General features: G+C 30.1%; 16 protein-coding genes. 12 read left to right on the forward strand and 4 right to left on the reverse strand.

All coding sequences use genetic code 11. From position 1 onward, the window contains the following. Positions 1-158: 158 nt before the first annotated feature. From GSH73_RS02240 to GSH73_RS02285, 10 genes are all read left to right on the forward strand, one after another. On the forward strand, positions 159-1,016 hold the full coding sequence (locus GSH73_RS02240; protein ID WP_014757060.1) for a cation diffusion facilitator family transporter: 858 nt from the start codon (positions 159-161) through the stop codon (positions 1,014-1,016). 149 nt (positions 1,017-1,165) lie between these two features. Continuing rightward, positions 1,166-2,077 (forward strand): hypothetical protein, encoded by a 912-nt coding sequence (locus tag GSH73_RS02245; RefSeq protein ID WP_014757059.1) that lies wholly within the window; start codon positions 1,166-1,168, stop codon positions 2,075-2,077. Between the two features lie 2 nt (positions 2,078-2,079). Further along, a complete protein-coding gene (locus GSH73_RS02250) occupies positions 2,080-2,664 on the forward strand; it encodes a hypothetical protein (RefSeq protein WP_233432494.1) in 585 nt (194 codons plus the stop codon). A 709-nt stretch (positions 2,665-3,373) separates the two neighbouring features. After that, a complete protein-coding gene (locus GSH73_RS02255; RefSeq protein ID WP_014757056.1) occupies positions 3,374-4,156 on the forward strand; it encodes a helix-turn-helix domain-containing protein in 783 nt (260 codons plus the stop codon). 154 nt (positions 4,157-4,310) lie between these two features. Then, positions 4,311-4,997: a hypothetical protein gene (locus GSH73_RS02260; protein ID WP_014757055.1), complete on the forward strand. Its 687-nt coding sequence runs from the start codon at positions 4,311-4,313 to the stop codon at positions 4,995-4,997. Between the two features lie 440 nt (positions 4,998-5,437). Beyond that, positions 5,438-5,860, forward strand: a complete 423-nt coding sequence (locus GSH73_RS02265; RefSeq protein ID WP_014757054.1) for a hypothetical protein — start codon at positions 5,438-5,440, stop codon at positions 5,858-5,860. Positions 5,861-6,367: 507 nt separating this feature from the next. Next, positions 6,368-6,703, forward strand: a complete 336-nt coding sequence (locus GSH73_RS02270; RefSeq protein WP_014757052.1) for a helix-turn-helix transcriptional regulator — start codon at positions 6,368-6,370, stop codon at positions 6,701-6,703. 257 nt (positions 6,704-6,960) lie between these two features. Further along, positions 6,961-7,503, forward strand: coding sequence for a hypothetical protein (locus GSH73_RS02275; protein ID WP_014757051.1), 543 nt, complete (start codon positions 6,961-6,963; stop codon positions 7,501-7,503). Between the two features lie 31 nt (positions 7,504-7,534). Next, complete coding sequence (locus GSH73_RS13845) at positions 7,535-7,792, forward strand: VanZ family protein (protein WP_432416183.1); 258 nt, start codon at positions 7,535-7,537, stop codon at positions 7,790-7,792. 40 nt (positions 7,793-7,832) lie between these two features. Next, positions 7,833-8,030 carry a hypothetical protein gene (locus GSH73_RS02285; protein WP_014757050.1) on the forward strand — a complete coding sequence of 66 codons (198 nt, stop codon included), beginning with the start codon at positions 7,833-7,835 and terminating at the stop codon, positions 8,028-8,030. A 26-nt stretch (positions 8,031-8,056) separates the two neighbouring features. Here GSH73_RS02285 and GSH73_RS02290 read toward each other — a convergent pair whose 3' ends face one another. The 4 genes from GSH73_RS02290 to GSH73_RS02305 are packed head-to-tail and all read right to left on the reverse strand — an operon-like array spanning position 8,057 to position 10,969. Beyond that, positions 8,057-8,857 (reverse strand): metal ABC transporter permease, encoded by an 801-nt coding sequence (locus GSH73_RS02290; RefSeq protein WP_014757049.1) that lies wholly within the window; start codon positions 8,855-8,857, stop codon positions 8,057-8,059. A 14-nt stretch (positions 8,858-8,871) separates the two neighbouring features. Beyond that, positions 8,872-9,645, reverse strand: a complete 774-nt coding sequence (locus GSH73_RS02295; RefSeq protein ID WP_014757048.1) for a metal ABC transporter ATP-binding protein — start codon at positions 9,643-9,645, stop codon at positions 8,872-8,874. A 20-nt stretch (positions 9,646-9,665) separates the two neighbouring features. Next, positions 9,666-10,547: a metal ABC transporter substrate-binding protein gene (locus GSH73_RS02300; protein WP_014757047.1), complete on the reverse strand. Its 882-nt coding sequence runs from the start codon at positions 10,545-10,547 to the stop codon at positions 9,666-9,668. Further along, on the reverse strand, positions 10,544-10,969 hold the full coding sequence (locus GSH73_RS02305; RefSeq protein WP_014757046.1) for a Fur family transcriptional regulator: 426 nt from the start codon (positions 10,967-10,969) through the stop codon (positions 10,544-10,546). Before GSH73_RS02305 ends, GSH73_RS02300 begins: the two co-directional genes overlap by 4 nt. Positions 10,970-11,120: 151 nt before the next feature. Here GSH73_RS02305 and GSH73_RS02310 point away from each other — a divergent pair, with 151 nt between their 5' ends. Both GSH73_RS02310 and GSH73_RS02315 read left to right on the forward strand, forming a co-directional pair. Then, entirely contained in the window at positions 11,121-11,672 is a 552-nt protein-coding gene (locus GSH73_RS02310) for an undecaprenyl-diphosphatase (protein WP_014757045.1), read from the forward strand. 95 nt (positions 11,673-11,767) lie between these two features. Next, positions 11,768-11,995, forward strand: coding sequence for a FeoA family protein (locus tag GSH73_RS02315; protein WP_038068495.1), 228 nt, complete (start codon positions 11,768-11,770; stop codon positions 11,993-11,995). The last annotated feature ends 19 nt before the right edge of the window (positions 11,996-12,014 follow it).

The following is a 12,014-nucleotide window of genomic DNA, read 5'->3' on the forward strand; positions in this document are numbered from 1 at the left end:
TCCAGCATCATTATAAAAAGTAATAAAACGGGAATAATAGTTATTATCAATTGATTTTGAAATTCAATACTTTAAATCAAAAATTATTGCATATTATTAGCCATTAAGCTATAATATATACCAATAATAAAGTTTCAATTGATAATATGGAGGATATCATGAATAAACAAAACTCAGCTTTGCTTTCAGTGATTTCTAATAGTGCATTAATAGTTATAAAATTATTGGCAGGAATACTAATGCATTCAGTAAGTGTAATTTCTGAAGCCATACATTCTTCTATTGATTTAATTGCCAGTTTAATTGCCTTTCTGTCTATACGAGTAGCAGTAAAACCGGCAGATGAAGATCATCCTTTTGGACACAGCAAATATGAGAATATATCTGGTTTTGTGGAAGCTATCTTAATTTTTTTTGCAGCTATATTTATCATATATGAGGCAGTGCGAAGAATAGTTATGGGTACTTTTGTAGAAAATTTAGGAACTGGAATTATTGTGATGCTTTTTGCATCTTTTGTAAATGCAGTAGTATCGTATTTTTTATTCAAAGTATCAAAAAAAGAAGATTCTATTGCTTTAAAGGCAGATGCAATGCATCTTTTGACTGACGTATTTACATCTTTAGGAGTTACAATAGGACTTGTTGTTATAAAAATTACTAAATTGGGCATTTTAGATCCAATCATAGCTATCTTTGTTGCATTGCTTATTATAAAAGCGTCAATTGGACTGACAAAAGAAGCATTAAAAGATTTAACAGATACCAGTCTTCCAGAAAAGGAAGTCAAAGAAATAGAGAATATTATAAAATCAAATTTTGAAATTATAAGTTTTCATAAATTAAGAACGAGAAAATCAGGGCCTCGAAGAGAGATAGACGTTCATTTACGAGTAGACAAAGATTACAGCATAGTAGAAGCTCATGAACTGTCACACAAAGTTTCAAAGCAGATAGTAGACAAATTTCCGGATTCCCATGTGATAATTCACATAGAGCCTGAAGAGAAAAAATAAATAAAAACAAAAAAGCAGGTTGAATCCCTGCTTTTTAAAATGCAATTGAATGTTAATAGCCTTAATAGGCTTTTTTATTTTAAAAAATTTTTTATAAAAAACTGTAACAAATTCCTTAAAAAATTTGTCTTGTATTGTGAGAGAGTAATTTGCAGGATAAATTTGGTCAAATTTATAAGTATTGCAAACATGGAAAGGATGTGATTGCAATAAAAAAGACAATATCAATATTTGTAATTATCCTCATGAGCATAATAATCTTCATAGTTTTACTCAGTGTATTTCAATATTATAAAAGCTTTTATGGATTAAAAGGTGAAATCATGCTTATGGAAGGTGAAGCTCCATCATTTCCCGTTTTAATATACGATATTAAAAATAACAAAAAATATGAAATCAGGAATATATTTTACGATGTCCAGTATGATGCAAATAATGGAAATAACTTGATTGCTGTCATTAATAATAAAATTTATAAGATAAATGAATATCAGCGTACAGATTTTGCAAACAGACAACTATTATATACAGGAGAAAATGTCCGTTATCCTAAATTTGTTCCAGATAAAAACGCTATTAGTTTTACGCAAAAAGATAAATTGACTTATTATGATCTGGATGCAAAAAAATCAATTGTCATTGCAAAGCTTTTGCTTCCCGGATACGATTGGCTCGATTCAGATACGGTTTTATTTACGGAGGTAGATAGTAGTGGGAGTTTAAATATTATGGCATATAAAATAAGCAATAACAAAACTTATGTTTTTAAAAAAGATGCAGCTTATCCATCACTATCATATAATAAAAAGTTTTTAACGTATCAAAGAGGAAATGTCAGAAATGTAGTGTATATAGAAGAGATTAATGGAAGTCATCGCAAATCTGTAAGGGTAAATTCTATCGGTCTTCTTCCTTATAAGCCTTCATCTGATGGAAACTACTTGATAGGAGCAATGTACTATGCGGGTCATGCAGATGTCGTTATTATAAATGTGACTAATAACAAAATCAGAAAGATCTTTCCCGGCATTTTTCCATCTGTTTTAGATTGGAAAGAATGATAATGGATTTAAATGGAAGACGGGTGATATTAGTGAATAGTTTAGTTCGAAATAATAAATACATTATTCATATAACTCTATTGGCTATTTATATTTTATGGATATTGAATTTAGATTACTTTTATCCTTTTGTAAGATTTACGTCTTTGAAATTAAACGATATTTTTTCTTTGTGTATTCAGATAATTCCATTAATGCTGTTAATAAATGGCTTTAGATTTAAACATATTTCTACAAAGATAGTGAATAGTGTGATTTCAATAATATTAATAGTGATAAGTACAACAATTGCAGCCATTATTTTATTTGCCACTATTACTCTTAATGTAAATGAGGCGTTTATGCCAATTCACAATATTAGGTTTGAATCAAGCTCCGTTATGGTTTATAGATCAAATTACGGTGCAACTATGGATTTTGGAATAACAGTTAGACAGGAAAAAGAAGTCATAAAAGGTGTTTTGCTTGTTAAAAATTTATATAAGAAGCATCATGTTTATGATATAACAATAAAAAAATTAGATAATAATGTTGTAGAAATAAATAGTAAAAAAATATATTTAAAGCGAAATGTGTACTTTCCATAAATTTTTGTTAGATGATTGCCAAACCTGATCCAAAGTTTTCTTTTGGTATCTTTTATTATCCCAGTTAAAAACATAAAAGGAAGACATCGGCACGCTTTAAAAGCTGTACAGGCAAGTAAATTGAATTGATCGAACTTAAGAATATATTTTTATATAGAATTTGTGCCTAAGCGAAGCGAAAGTAAGGGGTGTTATAATAAAAAATTCTAAATTATTGGTTATTAGTATAGTTATCACTTTATCATCAATATTTTTTGATAAATTTAAAGATTATTCAAACTTTAAACATGGATTAGGATTACCCTTCAAATTTTTAGAGTACTACGATTATAATATACCAAAAAATAATTTAAAATTACTTTCTTTGGATAATATAACTAAAATAAACTTTAGGGTTGATATGTTCTTATTTTCTGTCTTAGCCATATTCGTAATTTTAAAATATTTTATTAAACTGTATTATAAAAAAGAAAAAAGGTAACTGTAATGATGTTAGTAGATCTTAACTCAAAAAACCGATCAAATTAATAATAAAGTGGGATGGTGGCGAAAAAGATTTATTACTTTAAGATATGGATATAAAAATTATTAATGGTCCTTTTTGGGCTTTTTTTATTTAAAAAAATTTTTTTATAAAAAATTGTAACAAATTCCTTAAAAAATTGTCTTATATGTGAGAGTAAATTTGAAAGTTTTACGGGGGATCTATATGGGAAATATGCAAATATATGATGAAATACTCCATTCATATAAAAGATGCGTAGAAGCGGGGCTTACCAGTTCGATGACGGATCCTGCAATAATTTCAAGAGGAAATGATTTGCAAATCAGATTAAAGAAAAATATGACATTGATTAAGACATTTAAAAATGTTGTTGGCAATATTTTAAGGAGTTTAAATGGTAAGTACATATTTTTATTAACTGACGATGAAGGATATCTTTTAGATACGATGTGTCATGAGAAAATCCTATGTTACATCAATTTTGACTGTTCAATTGGCATATCTTTTAAAGAAGAAGCCATAGGTACAAATGCCATATCAATGGCGATGAAATTAAAAAGATTAGTATATTTAGAACCTCAGTATCATTATTGCGAAATTCTAAAAAAATGGCATTGCATTGCTGCTCCTATAATTGTAGATGAAAAAATAATAGGATATTTAGATGTTTCAACGATAGAAAAAGACATGACAGAAGAAATGAATGTGGTTGTCGAATTGCTTTCAGATAAAATTGCTAATGAATATAAAAACTGTTTAAAGAATTCTGAACTAGTAAACAAAAATATAGATTTTACAGACAAACAAATAAAAATATTGATAATGCTTGCAAAAGGCTATAAAGAATTGACCATATCAAGAGAACTTGGGATTAAACCAGTTACCGTAAAATATCATAAGAAGAAAATAATTGAGAAACTATGTGTAAAAAGCATCCAAGAAGCAATAGTAAAGGCAACAAAGTTAAATTTAATAGATATTGATTAAACCAGACTATATCTTTGTATAGTTTTTTGGTTTTTATGTAAAAACTATACAAAGATATAGTAGACATTGGAAATTTATCATTGTAAAATGAAAATAAAGAAATCAATTCGTTAAAGAATTGATTAGGTATTAAATATTAGAGGGAGGAGAAATTATGATTAAAAGGTTTTTAGTTTCACTTTTACTATGCTTGGCTTTAACTTTTTCGGCATCTGTTGGTATTGCTGCTCAGAACGATAGCTCTGTAATGAATGCTAATGGTGTTAATTCAAATAATATTATAAAACCGCAATTGACAGTACAAACGAAGATAGACATTAGTAATGTAAAATTAGGAGAAAGGATAGTTTTGCCAGACGGATCAGTATTAACTCCAATATCTAAAGAGGAGTATATTTCTAAGTTAGCAAAAGAAAAAAATATATCACTTCAAGAAGCATATAAAATTGAATCAAATACTATTGCTGCGGGGAGTATATATTATTACAATTATACTAAAACTTTCTCATATCCTAAAAATTCAGGTTTTAAAGCAGAACTGGTTGCGACTCTCAAGTTATACAGTCAAGGTAGTTTTAGGCAGATTGAAGATGTGGTAGCTATAGGTAGCAAGGGAGTTAGTGGAACACATACTTTTAGATGGATTCAAATATCAGCGTATTCAGATCCTCAAATGGGAAGTAGCAAATTTCCAACTACGAGTGTAACTCTTGGTGCGAATGGCTATTTTGAAGTCTTATCGCAAGATAGTATTAATACTTCTGTAGAATTGCCCGGTTTTTCTTTTAGTTATTCAACAGGTAACGAATATATATATATAATTCAGATCCTATGTTTATGAATACTACATTAAATATATACTAAAACATGAAAAAATGATTATAATTTAGCAATGCAGTTAGTTTTCTATTTTAATACTAAAATTACATCTGATCTTATTGATATTTTAAAATGCATAGATCAATTTTATTGAAATACTTAAGGGATAATCTAGTAAAATACTCGATTACTAGATTATCTCTCTGTTTTGTTATTTTCTACTTCGATTATTGTGGCGATTAAAAAAAGTCGATATAGAATGCAACCAAATATGTCAAAAGAAGAAAAAACAAAGAAAAAATTCTTACGATGTAAATAAAGATGTAAGTGAATTAGAAATCGAAAAATAATTTCAGAATGAAATTTTGGGGAATAAATTTAAAAATATATCTCTTGAAATTCAGTTATATCAGGCAGCAGAAGTTGCCGATAATACTCTTAAATAAAAAGGAGGCTTTTTTAATGAATAAACTATTTTTAAAAATTTTAATTGCCATTATGATAATAATTTCAATCTTTATGTTAAGTGCATGTACGCCGCAATATCCACCAGATACTTCAGTAAATTTAAAAGGTGCAAATCATTATTGGTTAGTATTTTTGACAATTTTTGTACCTCATTATAGTGAACTAATAATTCAACCATTTAATGAGGATTTTGTGATACCTGATGAAATCAATGTTGACATTGTTATTAACAATAAACGTTTATTTACTGGTAAGCTAAGATACATTCCTGATCCAAAGTTTAAATTTGGACAATACAAAATCGAATTAAAATCAGACGATTTTTATAAAAAATATAAAAAATCAAAATATACAGTGATTATAAAATACGATAATAAAAGCAGTTCGGTGTTGCTAAATCAATGTGAAATATATTAATCCATTTTTATAGATAAATTTTAAGGAGCGTAATCCATGATCATTTTTAGAACTTTGATAAGTATAGCATTAATAGTATGCAATATTGCAATTTATGAATTGTATGTGCATCATAAAAAAGTTATAATGGTTTTACTAAGTATATGGTTCTTTATCATATTAAATGGTGTGTTGATATATCTTTTAGTCAGTACATTTTATTATCCCAGTTAAAAACATAAAAGGAAGACATCGGTACGTTTTAAAAGTTGTAAAGGCAAATAAATTGAATTGATTGGACTTAAGACCATATTTTTTGACAAATTTAAAGATTATTCAAACTTTAGACACGGATTAGGATTACCCTTCAAATTTTTAGAGTACGATGTTAGTAGATCTGCATTATTGACAAATATCTCCCAAGTTGGTACTGACGAAAGGAAAAAGATATTAGATGCACTCAAAAAACCAGTAAGTACATATTTTTATTAACTGACGATGAAGGATATCTTTTGTATACGATGTGTCATGAGAAAATGTTATGTATCAACAATAGAAAGAGACATGACAGAAGAAATGAATGTGGTTGTCGAATTGCTTTCAGACAAAATTGCTAATGAATATAAAAACTGTTTAAAGAATTCTGAACTAGTAAACAAAAATATAGATTTTACAGACAAACAAATAAAAATATTGATAATGCTTGCAAAAGGCTATAAAGAATTGAAAATATCAGGAGAACTTGGGATTAAACCAGTTACCGTAAAATATCATAAGAAGGAAATAACTGAGAAACTATGTGTAAAAAGCATTCAAGAAGCAATAGTAAAGGCAACAAAGTTAAATTTAATAGATATTGATTAAACCAGACTATATCTTTGTATAGTTTTTACATAAAAACCAAAAAAACTATACAAAGATATAGTAAACATTGGAAATTTATCATTATAAAATGAATTTAAAGAAATCAATTCGTTAAAAAATTGATTAAATATTAAATATCAAAGGGAGCATAGCTGACTTCTATTTTAGGTATGAAATTTTATTATTGCAATGAGAAAATTGAAAAAAACGAAGATATAGTGAGAAAATGAAAGATAATAGAAGGAGGAGGCATGTAAATGAATCGATTCATTATTTTCCTATTTTCAGTCATATTCTTGTTGAGTTTTACATCTTGCTCAAATGAAACTAAAAAACTTAATACTAATCCTGAACAGCAATTGAAACAATCCCAAAATACACCATTGAAACAAAACATTCAAACCGATCTTTATCAAATATCAATTCCAAAAGAATGGACAGCAGAGAAATTAGATGGGAATATGCTTGCATTTAAGAAAGAAAACAAAAGGATAGGTGGATTAGATATTCTGGGATATTATCCAGAACAACCAATTTCGCAGCTTGAGCCAAACCATTCAGAAGTTATCGAATCAAAAACACTTGAAGGATTTTTTACGGAAGTAGTGAAGGAAAAACTTAAAATTACACCTCCGGCTGCATCTGGTGAAACAACTGTAACCGAGCAGGTACATCTGTTTTTTATTATCAAGGAAAAAAAGATTGCTTATGATCTATATTTTAATACTGCCGATGTTGATGAACAAACCGCTTTAAACGTTGCAAAAAGTTTAAAATACAAAAATACAAATAATTGGTAATATATTACTTTTGATGCCTTTGGCATTTTTAATGCCTTTTATTAACTATAAGTATTTTTCATTTAGAAAAAATATATCTTTATGTGCAATAACATCTTTTTGTATTGAAATAATACAATTGCTTGTTTCATTAATATACGGTTTTGCATATAAAATTTGTGATATAAATGATTTTATATTAAACGTATTTGGAGCATTAGTTGGCTATATCTCTTTCAAAATTTTGCTACCTATATTCAAAAAAGATAGTCATTTATTTTGTGAATCGCCACAGCATAACATTGAATAATTATTGATATTAATGTTTTTTAGTTAGGAGGTTTTAGAAGTTGGAATTAAAAAAGAGATTGTTAAAAATTGTCGGGATATTATTTATCATCATTGACTTATTTTGCATTATCGCCATCATTAAATCTATTGTATCTATGGACATAGAGCTTTTTGCAAATATATCTAATATAATAGATGTAATTGCTACTTTATTGTTTTTGTATGTGGGATATATTTTTTTAAGATATAGCCAATAGAGAAAGGCTTAAACGAAAAAAGCAGGTTAGTTACCTGCTTTTTTTATACTTGCTAAACCCATGATTATGAGAGAAACTATTACAATGCTGCCGCCGGGTGAGAGATTGAGATAAAAAGACAGTATTATGCCTGCAAATACAGATATAAAGGAAAACAGTATGGCATAAAGAATTGTCTGTCTGAAGTTTTTAGCTATTTTAAGGCTTGCCGCTGAAGGTATTACCATCAATGCTGATACCAGCAAAGCTCCTACTATTCTCATGGACACTGCTACGGTTATGGCCACAATCATGGTAAATATTATATTTACCATATTGACAGGAATTCCGGATATTAAAGCGGCTTCTTCGTCAAATGTGATGTACAAAAGCTCCTTGTAGAAGATATAAATTACTGCTATTATAGCAATGCTAAGTATGAATGAAATCAAAACGTCGGTGTTGTTAATTGATATTATGCTTCCAAAGAGATAATTCATTATGTTTGCTGGGCTTCCGCTGGATAAACTTAGAAGTATTACTGCGATTGCCATTCCTGCAGACATGACAACTGCAATAGATATTTCCGAGTATCTAAAGTAAGATTTTCTCAAACGCTCAATACCAAAAGATGACAGTACAACAAAAATTATAGAGCCGATTGTAGGATTTATGCCTATGAGAAAACCTGCTGCTACACCTGCCAACGCTACGTGAGATAATGTATCACCCATCTGTGATAGCCTTCTTAATACTAAGAAACTTCCTACCAATGGTGCTATTATTGATATAAATCCGCCTGCCAAAAATGCCCTGATCATAAAGTCGTATGTAAAAATATTAAGCATTATAACACCTCAATCTAAAGTCGATTATTGACATTTTCACTTTGATGATGGTGCATATCCAGTTTGACAGGGTATCCGTATATTTCTGCTAATTCTTTTTTTGAGAAGTCTAAAGTGTCGCATCTATCATATAGTCTGCCATTTCCCATGCATACGATTCGAGATACCTTGTCGGATATGGCCCATACATCATGAGTGACCATGATAATCGTTATTTTGTTTTGCTTATTTAAGCTATCCAGTATTTTGTAAAGCGTGTCTTCTGATTTTGCATCTATGCCTGTTGTAGGCTCATCCAAAAATAAAATCTTAGGATCGCTGACAAGCGCTCTTGCTATAAACACCCTCTGCTGTTGGCCTCCAGACAGATTTCCGATAAGCCTGTCTTTGTAATCAATCATGTCGACAGTCTTTAAAGCGTTATTTACAATTTCCCAGTCATTTTTAGAAAGCTTCTTAAATAGCCCTAATTTTCCATAAAGCCCCATCGATACGACTTCTTTCACGCTTGCTGGAAATGAAGCGTTGAATGAATAAGATTTTTGAGGGACATATCCGATTATGGATCTTTTTTTTATGTCTTTTACGTTCATTCCATTTATGAGGACTTCGCCAGATGATGGCGTAAGATCTCCTATCATGATCTTTACAAGAGTGCTTTTCCCTGATCCATTGGGCCCGATAAGGCCAACAAATTCGCCGTCATCGATAGTTAGATTGATATTGTTAAGCACCTTTTTATCAGCATAAGAAAAACTGACATCTTTAAGTTCAACAATTTTACCCATAAAAAAACCCTTTCGTTAATCTAATTTAATGCTTTCTGAAGATTATCTAAATTTTGCTGCATCAATTTTATATAATCATATTCTTTCTTCATCTCATCTTTAGTAAGCCCCTCAATAGTATTTAGCGGAAGTACTTTTGCGCCTGTTTCACTGGCTATTGATTGAATAGGCTTGGGTGATGTCAATGGCTCTGTAAAGACGTACTTGATGTTTTCTTTTTTTATAAGCTGTATGACTTCAGCGACTTTAGCAGGACTTGCTTCAGCTTCTTCACTCATACCGACAATAGATACTTGGTTTAAGCCGTAATCTCTTGCTACGTAATCAAAAGCGCTGTGGTATACTATAAAAGTTTTTGTCTTAGTGTTTTTAAGTTTTTCAGTGTATTCGCTGTCTAACTGCTTTAATGCGTTTGACAAAGCTTTATAGTTATCTTCGTAGTATTTTGCGTTTTTACTGTCAGCACTTACTAAAGCACCTTCTATATTTTTTGCCAATATTTGTGCTTCTTTTGGAGACAACCATACGTGTGGATTTACGGCATTTCCAACTTTTATCGCATCAATGCCATTTGACACTTCTACAAATTTGGGCCCTGATACAGATGATTCTACTTTGCTTATCCATGAATCCATGCCAAGTCCTAAATACAAAACGAGAGAAGCTCCTTCTATGTCTGCTATCTGTTTTGTCGTAGGTTCCCAGTCGTGAGGCTCAACGCCTGGCGGTATTATGTTTTGGACTGTGGCTTTATCACCAGCTATTTTTTTTGTAAGATCGTACAAAGGATAAAAAGTTGCATATACAGCTAATTTGCTGGGCTTTTTTGAAATTTTCGCATTGCATGACGTCAAGCTAAACACTATCAAAAGTATCAAAAAGATTGAAATAAGTCGCTTCATTTTCCATCCTCCTCGTGATTTTTGCAATTTTTGCAGTATCCAGTGATCTCGATTTTGTGGTCTACAACTTCAAAACCATCCAGTTTATTTCGGCAAAGATCTATGGGGCATATATTAAGTTCAAAGATTTTGCCGCATTTTAGACATTTCATTATGTGTTCATGCATGTCTTTGTGAATTTCATACATAATATTGTTGCCTATAGTTGTCTCGCTTAATACATTTATATCCTTAAGAAGGCTTAAATTTCTGTAGACAGTATCTAAACTTACTTGCGGAAATGAACTTTTTACTTTCTCGTAGATTTCCCTTACTGATAAGTAACCACGAGAATTTAACATTATGTTTATGATAAGTTCCCTTTGAGGTGTTATCTTAAAGTTATTGGATTTTATAGTTTTTAAAATCTCTTCCTTTGTCATTGTTCCTCATTCCTTCTAAATAAGAATATTTTACTATTTAGGATTATATAATTGTTTGTTGCTTTTGTCAAGAAATTTTAATTATTTTTTAATCTGCATCTAATTTTATTTTAAGAATTGAAGGTTAAAATCTTAATACGAGGTGATTAAAATGAATTATGCTATTTTTAAAGTTATCAATGGATTTGCAGGTCATTACACTGTATTAGATAAGGTGATGATATTTATTGCTTTGTATTCTCCTATTATATATGGGCTGCTGATGGTTATTCAATGGTTTATTGGAGGAGATGATGGGAAAAAGGTATCAATGGAGGAGTTCTTTGCTGCAGTCATAGCATTGAGCGCGAATTTTATCATTTCAAGATTTTACTTTGAACCAAGGCCTTTTGTCACACATAAAGTAAATTTGCTTGTTAAACATCCAAGTGATGCGTCTTTTCCAAGTGATCATCTATCGGGAGGATCAGCCATTGCATTTACGCAGCTAAAAGGAAATAAGCTTATTGGTGCTATCATGATGGTTTTGACGGTTTTACTGCTTATAGCGAGAGTATATATTGGGGTTCACTATCCTGTGGATGTTGTGGCTGGATTTGTCATAGGATTCTTAAGCAGCAAGCTTGTGAGATATTTAAAGGGTATATTTGACCCTCTTGAGAATCATATTCTTAAGATATGGCATAGATTTATAAAGATATGATAAATCTTATTTTAATAATTTATTGACATGAAGGGAAATATATAGTATCATAGAATCAGGAATTGAGAATGATTATCAATTAAGGGGTGATAATGATGAGCGTGTGTGATTTGAAACCTGGCCAAAAGGCTTTAGTAAGCGGTCTTTTAGGTGATGAAAGATTAGCGAGAAGGCTAAGGGCTTTAGGCGCTATTGAAGGGACCGAAGTAAAAGTCAAGAGAGTTGCGCCTTTGGGAGATCCTATAATAATAAATTTTATGGGATTTGATTTGGCGATTAGAAAAAAAGATGCAAAAAATATCGTGGTGAAAGATGTCGTTTAAGATGTAAAGGAGGTGTCGT

This window comes from Thermoanaerobacterium aotearoense, assembly GCF_009905255.1.
GTDB classification, from domain to species: domain Bacteria; phylum Bacillota; class Thermoanaerobacteria; order Thermoanaerobacterales; family Thermoanaerobacteraceae; genus Thermoanaerobacterium; species Thermoanaerobacterium aotearoense.